The organism is Shewanella maritima (genome assembly GCF_004295345.1).
GTDB classification, from domain to species: Bacteria; Pseudomonadota; Gammaproteobacteria; order Enterobacterales; family Shewanellaceae; genus Shewanella; species Shewanella maritima.
On record NZ_CP036200.1, the window covers coordinates 4,622,728 to 4,635,722 of the forward strand.

Annotated in this window: 20 protein-coding genes and 1 tRNA gene; 17 read left to right on the plus strand and 4 right to left on the minus strand. The window is 44.4% G+C overall.

The features are described 5' to 3' along the window. The first annotated feature begins 168 nt into the window (after positions 1-168). The 12 genes from EXU30_RS19695 to EXU30_RS19750 all read left to right on the plus strand — a co-directional run bounded on the left by EXU30_RS19695 (position 169) and on the right by EXU30_RS19750 (position 5,153). A complete protein-coding gene (locus EXU30_RS19695; protein ID WP_130602969.1) occupies positions 169-600 on the plus strand; it encodes a hypothetical protein in 432 nt (143 codons plus the stop codon). 1 nt (position 601) lies between these two features. Then, entirely contained in the window at positions 602-985 is a 384-nt protein-coding gene (locus EXU30_RS19700) for a hypothetical protein (RefSeq protein ID WP_130602971.1), read from the plus strand. Positions 986-1,017: 32 nt separating this feature from the next. Continuing rightward, the gene (locus tag EXU30_RS19705) at positions 1,018-1,284 is read left to right on the plus strand and encodes a hypothetical protein (protein WP_130602973.1); all 267 of its coding nucleotides are present in this window, start codon (positions 1,018-1,020) and stop codon (positions 1,282-1,284) included. 2 nt (positions 1,285-1,286) lie between these two features. Beyond that, complete coding sequence (locus tag EXU30_RS19710) at positions 1,287-1,580, plus strand: hypothetical protein (RefSeq protein WP_130602975.1); 294 nt, start codon at positions 1,287-1,289, stop codon at positions 1,578-1,580. Further along, on the plus strand, positions 1,558-2,022 hold the full coding sequence (locus tag EXU30_RS19715; RefSeq protein ID WP_130602977.1) for a hypothetical protein: 465 nt from the start codon (positions 1,558-1,560) through the stop codon (positions 2,020-2,022). The genes EXU30_RS19710 and EXU30_RS19715 overlap by 23 nt, the downstream gene beginning before the upstream one ends. A 2-nt stretch (positions 2,023-2,024) precedes the next feature. Next, positions 2,025-2,486, plus strand: a complete 462-nt coding sequence (locus tag EXU30_RS19720; RefSeq protein ID WP_130602979.1) for a hypothetical protein — start codon at positions 2,025-2,027, stop codon at positions 2,484-2,486. A gap of 9 nt (positions 2,487-2,495) precedes the next feature. Further along, on the plus strand, positions 2,496-2,930 hold the full coding sequence (locus tag EXU30_RS19725) for a hypothetical protein (RefSeq protein WP_130602981.1): 435 nt from the start codon (positions 2,496-2,498) through the stop codon (positions 2,928-2,930). Positions 2,931-3,097: 167 nt separating this feature from the next. Next, positions 3,098-3,490 carry an immunoglobulin domain-containing protein gene (locus tag EXU30_RS19730; protein WP_130602983.1) on the plus strand — a complete coding sequence of 131 codons (393 nt, stop codon included), beginning with the start codon at positions 3,098-3,100 and terminating at the stop codon, positions 3,488-3,490. Beyond that, positions 3,490-3,762, plus strand: a complete 273-nt coding sequence (locus EXU30_RS19735) for a hypothetical protein (protein ID WP_130602985.1) — start codon at positions 3,490-3,492, stop codon at positions 3,760-3,762. The genes EXU30_RS19730 and EXU30_RS19735 overlap by 1 nt, the downstream gene beginning before the upstream one ends. Positions 3,763-3,840: 78 nt before the next feature. Further along, entirely contained in the window at positions 3,841-4,068 is a 228-nt protein-coding gene (locus tag EXU30_RS19740) for a hypothetical protein (RefSeq protein ID WP_130602987.1), read from the plus strand. After that, positions 4,065-4,538 (plus strand): hypothetical protein, encoded by a 474-nt coding sequence (locus EXU30_RS19745; RefSeq protein ID WP_130602989.1) that lies wholly within the window; start codon positions 4,065-4,067, stop codon positions 4,536-4,538. Before EXU30_RS19740 ends, EXU30_RS19745 begins: the two co-directional genes overlap by 4 nt. A gap of 111 nt (positions 4,539-4,649) precedes the next feature. Next, positions 4,650-5,153 carry an HNH endonuclease gene (locus EXU30_RS19750; RefSeq protein ID WP_130602991.1) on the plus strand — a complete coding sequence of 168 codons (504 nt, stop codon included), beginning with the start codon at positions 4,650-4,652 and terminating at the stop codon, positions 5,151-5,153. Positions 5,154-5,321: 168 nt separating this feature from the next. Here the strand turns inward: EXU30_RS19750 and EXU30_RS19755 are convergent. Together EXU30_RS19755 and EXU30_RS19760 are read right to left on the minus strand one after the other, a co-directional pair. Beyond that, positions 5,322-5,398: transfer RNA gene (locus tag EXU30_RS19755), tRNA-Val, on the minus strand. Positions 5,399-5,621: 223 nt separating this feature from the next. Next, a complete protein-coding gene (locus EXU30_RS19760) occupies positions 5,622-6,980 on the minus strand; it encodes an MATE family efflux transporter (protein WP_130602993.1) in 1,359 nt (452 codons plus the stop codon). A 26-nt stretch (positions 6,981-7,006) separates the two neighbouring features. Between EXU30_RS19760 and EXU30_RS19765 the strand changes: the two genes are divergently transcribed. Beyond that, positions 7,007-7,621 carry a riboflavin synthase subunit alpha gene (locus EXU30_RS19765; protein ID WP_130602995.1) on the plus strand — a complete coding sequence of 205 codons (615 nt, stop codon included), beginning with the start codon at positions 7,007-7,009 and terminating at the stop codon, positions 7,619-7,621. 169 nt (positions 7,622-7,790) lie between these two features. On the opposite strand, the gene EXU30_RS19770 is transcribed toward EXU30_RS19765, so the two are convergent. After that, the gene (locus EXU30_RS19770) at positions 7,791-7,991 is read right to left on the minus strand and encodes a CPXCG motif-containing cysteine-rich protein (protein ID WP_130602997.1); all 201 of its coding nucleotides are present in this window, start codon (positions 7,989-7,991) and stop codon (positions 7,791-7,793) included. A 469-nt stretch (positions 7,992-8,460) separates the two neighbouring features. Here EXU30_RS19770 and thrS point away from each other — a divergent pair, with 469 nt between their 5' ends. From thrS to rplT, 4 genes are all read left to right on the plus strand, one after another. After that, on the plus strand, positions 8,461-10,389 hold the full coding sequence (gene thrS, locus EXU30_RS19775; RefSeq protein WP_130602999.1) for a threonine--tRNA ligase: 1,929 nt from the start codon (positions 8,461-8,463) through the stop codon (positions 10,387-10,389). A gap of 3 nt (positions 10,390-10,392) precedes the next feature. Continuing rightward, positions 10,393-10,935, plus strand: a complete 543-nt coding sequence (gene infC / locus EXU30_RS19780) for a translation initiation factor IF-3 (RefSeq protein ID WP_130603001.1) — start codon at positions 10,393-10,395, stop codon at positions 10,933-10,935. A 90-nt stretch (positions 10,936-11,025) separates the two neighbouring features. Next, positions 11,026-11,220, plus strand: coding sequence for a 50S ribosomal protein L35 (gene rpmI, locus EXU30_RS19785; protein WP_055023949.1), 195 nt, complete (start codon positions 11,026-11,028; stop codon positions 11,218-11,220). Positions 11,221-11,238: 18 nt separating this feature from the next. After that, positions 11,239-11,598, plus strand: coding sequence for a 50S ribosomal protein L20 (rplT, locus tag EXU30_RS19790; RefSeq protein WP_028775125.1), 360 nt, complete (start codon positions 11,239-11,241; stop codon positions 11,596-11,598). 136 nt (positions 11,599-11,734) lie between these two features. Here rplT and EXU30_RS19795 read toward each other — a convergent pair whose 3' ends face one another. After that, entirely contained in the window at positions 11,735-12,730 is a 996-nt protein-coding gene (locus tag EXU30_RS19795) for an esterase/lipase family protein (protein ID WP_130603003.1), read from the minus strand. Between the last annotated feature and the right edge of the window lie 265 nt (positions 12,731-12,995).

Sequence of the window (12,995 nt, forward strand, 5' to 3'; positions counted from 1 at the left end):
ATCAATCCTTTCAGTATCACCAACCCTTTCGATACACAGCACGGCACTCATACCTTGGCCGTAGCTTGGGCAGCTCTTTGGCTGTGTGTCACTTTCTAATGCGTTTGAACGCGCACATTCCTCACCCACAAAGAAACAATACACTTTAACTTAATCAAGGAGGTCAACATGACCACACAGAAATCAGCTAGTAAATCAGCACTAGACATTATGCAAGCTGGCCTAAACGTAGCAGTACACGAGGGTATCCCTTGCGGTAAACCAAAGAACAACCTAGAGGCTTACATCAAGGCACGTATGCACAGCAGCGAAGTTGTCAAGGCCGCTAAGATGTTTCGCATCATGGGCTACAGCGTACCGCAGATTGTGCAGCTTATTAACGGGACTAACCCAGATAAGAAAGTAACAGCTAAGAATGTTTACGCTTGGGTAGCCAAGAACAGCACAGTACGTAACACAGACCCAGAGGATTGCCTGACCAAAGATGAAGTACGGGCAGCACTAGAGCAATCAGTACCTAACACTGAGCATTACAGTAGGCTCGTGCATGCACGGTCACGTGATATCACCGGTCGATTCGTTCAAGAGCAAGGAGAATAACATGCCTAAACAGACAGCAGCAGAACGCGCTCAGTTGTACGCAGAGCAGTTCGCTCAACCCCTCGCAGCACCATTAGGCCAGAAGCAGGAGAAGCCCTCGCACAAGGCCGTACAGGAGGTCTCAGGGGTATCTCCTGATGCCAGTACAGCAGAGCGATTGCAGTACCTAGGTGACCTAGTTATCAACGAGAGTATTAATCAGTTCGAGGTTGCATTGCGTGATGAATCATCCGTGCAATCAGCATCGTTATCACAGGCTCGTCAAATCCTAGAGCGTGTGGGTGTACTCGATATCTGGCAAGCAGAGATTAAGAAAGCACAAGAGAGTTCTGTACCAACAGGTATGGATGAGCGACTACTAAAGCTGGTCGGTCGCAAGCAGTAGCAACAGTATCAATAACTATCAAGGAGTCACGTATGGCTAATCGTAACATCTTTAAAGCACAACCAATCAATACAGTAAGCATTGACGAACGTGTCGACGGTATTGCTAGTGGTGTATTCGCAGTAGCAACAGAGTACCCGCAGTTCATCGAGCTAATCCCTAATGACCTACTGGTCACCAAGTACGTCCGTAAGCTATTGGTTGATATCGACCCGACTAATGCAGAGGCTCAAGAGTTCGTCGATGCAGTCCGTTACCGTGTGTTCCGTGAGCTTATTCATCAACCAACTGGTGTGTGATTATGCAGCGCATCAAGGATATACCAACATGCACGGACATAGCGCGTAAGCAGCGGCAAGCTGAGTACTACCAGAATAGGACTGACCTGATTGATTACCTGGTGATTAACCAGGCAAGCCTTAAATCACGTAGGCATACGTACTGGATGCAGTACGAGCACGAGCGTGTATCGGCTAAAGACCTAGCAGACCAGTACGGTCTTAACCTTGGTCTTGTGCTGTCGCTTATGCAGCTCATCCAGACCAATAAGGCATGGCATACAGGAGGCTTATATGGCGCAGTACCAGTCGAGTAGGGGTATGACTACCCTTGAGGCTAAACGTCTTAACACAGAGCGATTCGGTGCGTCTCTGAGCCAGATTGATGCCATGCAGTTACCTGCTAAACCAGTCGAGGTAAAGCGCGACATTGATGCAGATATCGATAGGCCATACCAAGAGCTTAAAGACTACATCATGCAGTGCATTGCCAAGGGTGACGAGCCTGACCAGCAGAAGTTATTGCAGTACGACGAGCGGTACATCTACGAGCGATTCAGGATGTTCCACTTCGTCACTGGTAGTAATCCTGATGCGGACAAGTTCAGGTACTGGCGAGAGAAGTACATCGAGATTGGACAGCTCAGGCAGTTAGCAGCACAACCAAGTAAGGCAATGCGTCCTGATTACGCACTTAAAGATAGTAATAAACTACGTGGTTTAACACGACCACAACCCAACACAAATACAGAGGTATGAAAATGAATAGAAGTAATATTATTAACCTAGCAGGCGGCCAAGAGAAAGCGCAAGCAGCGCTCGATGCGCTACGTGCAGAACGCCCAGACCTAGCAGAGACATTCAATGCAGCACCGGATAGCGCAGCAGCTAATGCAATCCTTGAGATGGCTGTACGTGCGCAGAACTCTAAGACCGCAGCACCACAAGGTGACCACTTTAAACGTAAGAACGCGAAAGAGATTGTACAAGACAGTATCAGTACTGACAGTCAGCCAATGACGGCGCGTGTTTACGCAGAGTCATTACAGCGCTTACGTAAGTCAGGTGCATGGGATGGTGAGAACTACAATCACCCAGCAGTCAAAGAGTTATCAGGTCGCATGCTACAGAACATGCAGTCATTCCGTCGAGGCAATGCAGAGCAGGCAGCTAAGACTGGTCAAGATGGTAGATACTCAGGTCTTAACCTGAACCAGCTATAAGGAGGGTTTATGGCACAAGTTCTAAATCATAGAGAGTTCACTAGCGGCTCGGTACAGCATTGGGAGCCAGATATGCAATGGGCAGAGGCAACAGGTGCAACCGCTAATGTTGGTCTTAGTTCTGACGAGAAAGTATATGCATCAGGTATCAGGAATGAAACATCAAAACCAGATGGTTACAAGTACATCACGCAAGCGCAGTACGCTGATGGTTTGCTTAAAGCGCGTCGTGCTGGTTGGGATGGTGTTGATTACACTGATGCCCGTGTCGCTGAATTAAAGCACAGGATGTACGCAAGTCTTACGCATGACAAGATGCTAGCAGAGGCTAAGCGTAAGCGTATCGAGAAACTACAAAAGCCAGAGGCTAAGCCTGACGATTCAGCATGGTCAATGCAGACAGGCTCTGATGAGTCTATCCCAGCTAAGCTACACAAAGGCTAGACCAGACAGAACACCCCACCAGCGTCTCCTGACGCGCCCTGAGTAGCCCTTACTCAGCAACGTAATAGTACATCAAGTACATGCATTCAAACATGCAACTGCATTCGCAGGGATTAGCCGTGCGTGTCATTCGGATACGCACATCATTTAAACAGCAAGGAGATTGTATGGGAGAACTATACAAAGCTCACCAATGGTACAAGCAGTTATCGCCAACATATAAAGCCTACAAGGGTTATGGTGGCTGGCCGATTATTAAGCTTGAGCCATTCAGTGACGTAACAGTGCCCGAGGGTTCGGTAAAGGATGTCCAGTGCTTAGCTATTGCAGCTAAGGCGGGAGGTGATTACCCAGAATACCAATGGTACTTCAATGATGATTCAGCGGACTATCGACCAATCGATGATGGTGAGACGTACTCAGGCACTGCAGAGCCAATCTTGGTTATCAATAGTATGTCCGAGGCAACACAGGGTAACTACTTCTGTCGTGTCGCTGGCCGTAAAGGGACAGTCGATACACAGGTAGCCATTATCCGAATGGACGGACGGGAGGCGTAATGTCTTATGGAAATGAAATTAAAATTCAAGGAGGTACAGGCATGTACACAGGTTCAGTAGTTGCACTAGCAGCAGATGGCCTAGCGCTATCACAAAACTCTAACCGTAAATACCTATTGGTGATTGCCGAAACTGAGGTGGTTGTCACGCTCGATAATGGTGGTTCTATTACTATCCCAGACGGTGGTCACTTAGCGCCTGATATGGCGTTCAGTAACGGTATGACCTTTACAGGTAATGGTACTGTCGTCGTTAATACGAACGGTCAATAAGCCTTAACGCTTGGGTGGTTCCTTGCGTTAGTTATTCCCGCTTGGCGCACGTTACGCGCCATCTAATCAGGAGGTGTAATGTCAAAAGAGCTAACAAAAGAACAAGCAGAGCAGCTTGATGAATCATTATGGTTCAGTGATGTACAAGGCGGTACTCGTAAGTACTGGTTACGTCACAGCCATTCAAAGCACAGCGAACCATTACCAAAAGAGTTAACCACATTAGAACAATACAGCAGTAATACAGATGTACTCCAAGGTCTTGATGAGACAGCCCGTAGGTACATCGAAAGGAGAAAGGTATGAAAGAAATGACAGACAAAGAAATGACCAACATTTACGAGCTACCAGAGCAGTATATTACAGGCGCTGATTATGAGGACTCTCATTCGCACAATATGTCGCCAGAGGAGTTGCGGCAAGAAATACGCCGTCATCACGATTCGTATGATAGGAATGTAAGCATGCAGCGCGTTATTAAATTTGTATGCATGTCGCGTAGGGTATACAGCTTGCATAGATTTAACCACTCAATAGATATGCGACAATTTGGTAAATACGAGGAGGCTCGTGTGGCCGCATTAAAAGAGTCTGTTAAAGACGTACCATATCCAGAGCGTCTACGTGATTACATGCCGCAGGAGCACAAAGGCGTACTACATGGTCACGTTGTTCGTGATGGTACTGTATTTAAATACGTACTACATAAAATCACACACGCTAATACAGTCGGTCATATTGCTGAGCATATTGGTACAGAGGTAGCGAGTGCGTAGTAAATACTTCTGGCTAAAGAGGCGTGAAGCCAATAGAAAGCGATTCATTAAATCAAGATAACAGGCATCCAAACGGGTGCCTTTTTATTGTCCAAATAAAAGGTATGAGACATGAAAGGTAAGCAGTTAATTACATTAAAGAGCAAGTTCGATAAGTACTTCAAGATTGACCCTGAAAGTCCTAGCGGGTTGAGTTGGAAGTGTAAGAGTAGCAAGCGCAGCTCGTACGCAGCAGGAGATAAAGCGGGCACCATAACGACAAACGGTTATTACACGGTGGTGCTATTCGGTAGGCATTATAGAGTGCATCGTATCGTTGCTGTACTTGCAGGCATACCGGATGCGCACCTACTGCGTAAGGGGTGTCAAAAGTATCAAATTGACCACATCAACCGAGAGCGTACGGCGAACTGCCCATCCAATTTACGAGTGGTTACACCGAGTGTGAACAATCAAAATAGGGCACAGCCAGAGCGCAAGCATGATGCAGGAATTAGGAAGCGCGGCAAGACGTTCACAGCGTATTATTACGAGGGTAATAAGCAGGTTACGGTGGGTACATTCGATACTAGAGAGGAAGCGGTACAGGCTCGTGCAGGGTGTTTAGCAGCATAATGTGCACATTGTTGTGCATGCACATCTCTAATGATATAGTTAGATTTCTACTAATCAGCGCACTGTCTGGGTTGTGGGGTACTTACTGGGGCGTGGTAAAACCATGTCAAGGTGGTGCTCTAACCAACTGAGCTACGGTTGTATATCTGAATTGTATTTGAAAGGGAGTGGTACAACCGAGTGGATTCGAACCACCGACCCCTACCATGTCAAGGTAGTGCTCTAACCAACTGAGCTACGGTTGTATTGCTAAAAAGCGTTTCCCTTCAAAGCGCTGGCTATATTAAGTGGCTTAACTAAGCCTTGCAAGTAAAAAAATACAATTTGTGTTTAAACGAACAAATGCTATCCAACTTTGCAGCCGTTCTCGGCTGCAGAACACATACAATGAGAAACTAGAGTCAATTGGTGGTTCAATAAGCCTATTTATTGTTCAATCTCTTAAACTATGTTGGTTTCATCCAGCTGTCAGCTGATAACAAAGCGTTTTGGATTCTTTTGGATGTAAATTAACCTACCGGCGAACAACACTGCTGCAGTGCTTAAGCCGGCAATTAGCCCAATCCAGAAACCGCTGGCACCCATGCGCTCAACAATGATATCGGTATAAGCTAATACATAGCCTAGTGACATACCGATAAACCAATATGATATCAGCGAAATATAGAATGCACTTTTCGTGTCTTTATAACCACGCAGTGCACCGGCTGTGACAACTTGAATGGAGTCTGATATTTGATAAAGGCCAGCTAACAACATCAATGAGCCTGCAAGTTGGATCACTTCTTTATTGTCGTTATATAAAAGCGCAATGTCATGCTTAAACACCACTGTAATTATCGCGGTGACCACGGCAAGCGACAGCGCGATTGCTGTGCCCACTTTAGTTACAAGTGCGGAGATTTCTGGTTGCTCTTTACCTAGGTAATATCCCACGCGTATTGAAACCGCGATACCAATTGAAAGCGGTAGCATGAATACGATGGATGAGAAATTCATCGCAATTTGGTGAGCAGCAACGACTGTTGAGCCAAGAGGCGCGATAAATAGCGCGATTACCGCAAATAAGCTGACCTCGAAAAACAGTGCTAGTGCGACAGGTAGACCCAGTTTTACCATTTTCCACATCTTGCCCCATTTAGGGATAAACCATTTTCTAAATGGTGCTAACTCTTTAAATGTGCGATCAAACTTCATATATATGAGCATCGAGGCAAACATTGCCCAAAATACCAGTGCAGTTGCCACGCCGCATCCTGCACCGCCAAGGGCTGGCATGCCAAATTTTCCGTGAATAAAGATATAGTTTGCCGGTATGTTCACAGCAAGACCGACAAAGCCGATGATCATCGGCGGCATTGTATGGGATAGTCCCTCACTGCAACCCCTAAGTACCTGATAAAGCAAAAATGCTGGTGCGCCCCAAAGCAAAAAGTTTATGTAGCCGGTTGTTAGCTGATATAAATCTTGCTCAAGGTTCATTAAATCGAGAATAAAACTCGAACTTGCTAGAAAGATCATCACAGCAAATGCGCCAATTATGGCAATATATCCAGCTTGGAATAATAAAGGTGGTATTGCGCGCTGATTGTTTGCGCCATGGTGTTCACTAAACACTGGCGTGAATACTAGCAATAACCCTTGAATGAATAAGATTGACGGTAGCCAAAGACTTGAGCCAACCGCTACAGCAGCCATATCGACGGCGCTAATTTGTCCCGCCATTACCGTGTCGATAAAACCCATCATGGTTTGGGTGACTTGCGCGACTAATACTGGCAAGGCGAGTTGGGTAAGGCGTTTGGCTTGATAGCCTGCATTATTCATATAAAACCTAATAAAAAGAGATAACTATGTTTACTGGTATTGTTCAGGCCACTTGTAAAGTGGAAAAAATCATCGAAAAAGCGGGTTTAAAAACATTTGAAGTCGCTTTAGGTACCGAGTTGTTACAGGGCTTAAAACACGGTGCGAGTGTCGCGAATAACGGTGTGTGCCTAACTGTCACAGAGTTGCGCGATAATATCGCTATTTTTGATGTGATGGAAGAGACCTTAAAGCTAACCAATTTAGGAAATGTTAAACAAGGTGATCTAGTTAACATTGAGCGCTCATTAACTTATGGCAGTGAAATTGGTGGCCATGTGTTATCTGGCCATGTACACACTCAGGCAACAGTAAAAACCATTAGTCATACTGCTGAGCATTACAACATTTTGCTGGAAGTTGATGAGAAGTGGTTGGACTATATTTTCTATAAGGGCTTTATCGGTATTAATGGATGCAGCCTGACGGTTGGTGAAATTGAAGGTAATTGCTTCTGGATCCACCTAATTCCAGAAACACTCAGCATTACTAACTTGTCAGATCTACAACAATCTTCGTTGGTGAATATCGAAATCGATAGCCAAACTCAAGTGATTGTCGACACGGTTGCTAAGATCATGGCACGCAAGTTCGCCGACTAACTAGCTGATGACTAGAGTTATTAAACTTACCCATCGTTGCTTAGCTGCTAACCCTAATGCTCTAAACGCAAACAAGAAGCTCGTAGTAGATTTAGTTTGTAGCTGATTGAACTTACCATTTTGGACAATTAGCTGCTTCAGCCCTCGCGCAGAGTAGAGCAGGTTTTAGTTAGTAAACCTGCTCGTCATCTGAGTCTATAAATAGCTCAACACGATTTTGTGCTTCATCTATATGCATTCGCATATGGATTGGGTTACAGCAAACACGACAATCGTCGTAATACTCTTGATCGCCAAGACTCGTATCTATGTTGATATGCTGGTGGTGCCCACAGTGGGGGCAACTAATCACTTTGTTGATTAATCTCATAGCTTACCTCGCTTAAACACCCTCACATTAAATATAGTGCGAAAATGGCGTGTTAAAATCACGCGATGGCATGATTTTGACCTTGTTGCGGTCAACCATATTCAATGCAAAATGCACTGTGGAAAAAGCTCAGTCGCAAGTTATTCTTTTATTGTAAAAAGTCAGTTCAAAGGCTTTGATGCTTGTCTTTAAGCGTTGAACACAAATTTTACGAATTCGTCGTGATCGCATCCGTTATACTTTAAATCCATGCAACAGCCTTCAATCTATGCAACAGATTGTTGAAATCGTAAACTTTGTTGCATCCGTGTGTTGCGCCAGGCTTTGTATTTCAATTAGAATGCCTGTTTCCTCAATCAAATGAGTAAAACAATTGTAAAGTTTTACCTTGATTGGCGGTTCTAACTTACGAATTAATTAACTAACCATGTGGCCCTACGTGTGGGTCACCACTGGATAAGGAATTTTCATGCCTATTATTACCTTGCCTGATGGCAGCAAACGCGAGTTTGCCAACCCTGTTTCAACTCTAGAAGTCGCTGCGGACATTGGTCCTGGCTTAGCAAAAGCGTGTATCGCTGGCCGTGTAAACGGTGAATTAAAAGATGCATGTGACATTATTGACCAAGATTCAGAGTTGTCGATCATCACGGCTAAAGACGAAGAGGGTGTTGAAATCCTTCGTCACTCGTGTGCGCATTTATTAGGTCACGCTATCAAACAACTTTGGCCAGAAACCAAAATGGCTATAGGTCCAGTGATTGATAACGGCTTTTACTATGACGTTGACCTAGACCACAAGTTGACCCAAGAAGACATTGATGCGTTAGAAAAGCGTATGATGCAACTTGCCAAAACCAACTACGCAGTAGAAAAGCGCGTTGTGTCATGGCAAGAAGCGCGTGATACATTTGAAGCGCGCGGTGAAGAGTACAAAATGGCGATTCTTGATGAAAACATCAGCAAGGATTCAACGCCAGCGCTTTATCACCACGAAGAATACACAGACATGTGTCGTGGCCCGCACGTGCCAAACATGAAGTTCTGTCACCACTTTAAGTTAATGAGTGTGGCCGGAGCATACTGGCGTGGTAACTCTGATAATAAAATGCTCCAGCGTATCTATGGTACTGCTTGGGCAGACAAGAAACAGCTAAAAGCACACTTAACCCGCCTAGAAGAAGCGGCAAAACGCGATCACCGTAAAATTGGTAAAGCGTTAGACTTATTCCACTGGCAAGAAGAAGCACCGGGTATGGTGTTCTGGCATGCAAATGGTTGGAGCTTATTTAAAGATCTTGAATCATTTATGCGTGGTCAGTTAGATAAGTATGGTTACGAAGAAGTACGTGCACCGCTTATTCTTGATGTAGGTATGTGGGAAAAGTCTGGTCACTGGGATAAGTACGGTGACATGATCTTCTCAACTGAATCTGAAAAGCGCACTTACGCTGTTAAGCCAATGAACTGCCCAGGTCACTTACAGATCTTCAACCAGGGTCTTAAGTCATACCGTGATTTACCATACCGCATGGCTGAGTTTGGTCTAGTTCACCGTAATGAGCCATCAGGTTCGCTGCATGGTTTAATGCGCGTGCGTTCATTCACGCAAGACGATGCCCACGTATTCTGTACTGAAGAGCAAATTCAACAAGAAGTAAGCTCTTGTATTGAAATGGTGTTCGATACCTACAGAACCTTTGGTTTTGAAGAGATTGATATCAAGCTTTCAACTCGCCCAGAGCAGCGTGTCGGTAGCGATGAAGTTTGGGATAAGTCAGAGCAAGCCCTTGCGGATGCATTAAGTGCTAATGGCCTTAAATATGAAATCCAAGAAGGCGAAGGTGCGTTTTATGGCCCTAAAATCGAATTCACACTGCACGACTGCTTAGGTCGTGACTGGCAGTGCGGTACGATCCAATTAGACTTCTCTATGCCAGGTCGTTTAGGTGCAAGTTACATTGGTGAAGACGGCGAGCGTCACACACCAGTTATGATCCACCGCGCTATTTTAGGTTCGTTAGAGCGTTTCATCGGTATTTTGATTGAAGAATATGCCGGTAAATTCCCAACTTGGCTTGCTCCTCAGCAAGCAGTTGTTATGAATATTACCGATAAACAGTCAGATTATGTTGATGAAGTTGTTAAATTCTTCAAAGAACAAGGTATTCGTGCATCTTCGGACTTGAGGAATGAGAAGATAGGCTTTAAAATACGCGAACACACTCTTAGACGTGTGCCTTATTTATTGGTCGTTGGTGATCAAGAAATGGAAAATAAGGAAGTTGCGGTGCGTACACGTGACGGTGTCGACTTAGGTAAGATGAAGTTTGAAGACTTCGCTACTATGATTCGTCAACAAATTTCGCTCCGTAGTCTCAAATTGTTGGAGGAATAGGTCATAAAGATCAAAAGAACAGCAGGGCGACAGCAAGCCCCTAATCGCATCAATGAAGAAATCACTGACGTACCTGAAGTACGCCTTACAGGTCTAGATGGTGAGTCCATTGGTATTGTTAGTATCAGAGAAGCTCAAAACGCAGCTGATGAAGCAGGTGTAGACCTAGTTGAAATCAGCCCTAATGCAGAGCCTCCAGTCTGTCGCATTATGGACTACGGTAAGTTCCTTTTTGATAAAGCTAAAGCTTTGAAGGAACAAAAGAAGAAGCAGAAACAGGTCCAGGTTAAGGAAGTTAAATTCCGTCCTGGTACTGATGAAAACGACTATCAGGTAAAACTACGCAACCTGACTCGTTTTCTAGAAGACGGTGACAAAGCGAAAATCACGCTGCGTTTCCGTGGTCGCGAGATGGCTCATCAAAGCTTAGGTATGGATCTTTTGAACCGTATTAAAGCCGACCTGGCCGAAATCGCGGTTGTTGAGTCTTTCCCGAAAATGGAAGGCCGACAAGCAATTATGGTGCTAGCACCTAAAAAGAAATAGTAGGGCAACCTAACTAAAAGTAGCGAAGACTCTTTTTGAGGACTTCGCTCGCCTTACGTTTTATTAATCCCCCAATGCGGAGTTTTAGCAATGCCTAAAATGAAAACAGACAAGGGTGTTCAAAAGCGCTTCAGAAAAACCGCTAATGGTTTCAAGCGTAAACAAGCACACTTACGTCACATTTTGACCAAGAAGAGCACTAAGCGTAAACGTCACTTACGTGCTAAATGTTTAGTAGCTAAGAGTGATGTGCCTGCAATCGCACGTCAACTACCATACGCTTAATTAGAGGAGTAAAGAAAAATGCCTAGAGTTAAGCGTGGTGTAACCGCTCGTGCTCGTCACAAGAAAGTACTTAAGTTAGCTAAAGGTTATTATGGCGCTCGTAGCCGTACTTACCGCGTTGCAGTTCAAGCTGTAACTAAAGCTGGTCAATATGCTTACCGTGACCGTCGTCAAAAGAAACGTCAATTCCGTCAACTATGGATTGCACGTATCAATGCGGCTTCTCGTCAAAATGGTCTGTCTTACAGCCGTTTCATCAACGGTCTGAAAAAGGCGTCTATCGAAATCGATCGTAAGATTTTGGCAGACATCGCTGTATTCGACAAAGTTGTTTTCGCAACTTTAGTTGAAAAAGCAAAAGAAGCACTAGCTAAGTAATTAGTTGTTGTGTGTTTAAAAAGGAGCCCTCGGGTTCCTTTTTTTATGCCTGTAGTTTAAAGAAGTAAGTATCCGATTTGTGTGGTTACTGCACTAACTAGCATGCTCTGTAGATACTAATTGGTAATGAAATCAGCTAAGGTGCACTGTATATAGTTTGTGTGACATTTGGTTCAAGGTAAATTTCGGTCAATAGCTTTTCGAACGCAGCTTGGCGTGCTTCAGGCGTTGTTGGCATAATGCCTTGTTGTTGTAAAATTGAGATAAGTTGGCGCGGGATATTGGTATCATCGCCGACAATCGCCACATGGCCTGCATTCACTTGAATGTTAGTCAGTTGAGGGTATTGATCAATCACTGGGTGATACTGCTCGCTGACATTAAACACATAGTCACTTTCAATACAATCTCCATTGTCATTTTTACGCCTACAAGTATTGGTTTCATCGGTAACTATTTTCACGTAGCGATTTACGTTACTCGTCAATTCACTAGGTTGCTGAATAAAAGGTGAGTTAGCAGTAATTTCAGTCCAATTATCACCAGTAATTATCCAGCATATCCCAGGCACTACACCGAGGCTGAGCCAATGAAGCGGTTTAATACCACAGGTATTGGCAGCTTGGATCCCCGCAATCGGTGCTGATACGGTAACCAGATCAATCTCTTGAGAGGTGTCAAGTTGAGCTGGTGTTTGTTCAAACGCTCTTCTTGAAACTAAGCCGCCCATACTGTGACCTACTACCGTAATGTCTTGATTATTAAGCTTACTGCCTAATTCATCAGTTGCTTTCGCTAACGTCTCGGCTGCATCTTTTAAGCTTTTACGATCATCATAGTTATAACAAACAGCTTGCTGATCATGAAAAGCATACAGCTGCGCGAGTTGCCTAAAACGCCCGGCTGAGCTATCACAGCCGTGGACCAATATTGTCACGCTTTTGTTTGGGTCTAGTTTTAAGCTGGTATCTAAACCGTCAGTGCAAGGGCTTAAGCTGTCTATGCTTACATTTAGACTAGGGTTGGTTTTATTGCTTGGGGTTATAGGAGAAGTATCGGCGAGGTAGTGTGTTGAGCAGCCCGTTGTGGCGCTGACGACAAAAAGCAGTGGAAAGATGAATGTTAATCGCATCGATGTTAGCTACCTTGTATTGCTAAACGTTATACCAATCAGCACAAGTATTTGAACATTCTTACTGGTTAAAATCGCATATAACGTCGTTAAAAATTTTGAAGGTAGAACAAAACTAGCTTGCTGCAATTTCTGCCTTGTTCTAAGCGATTTTACCTGTGTAATCTCTGCTCACTTATTTATCCTGATTGATATTAAAGAATTATAGCTAAAACCTTCATATAAACAATGAACTAACAGCAATAAAAAAGCGAAATAGCCGTGG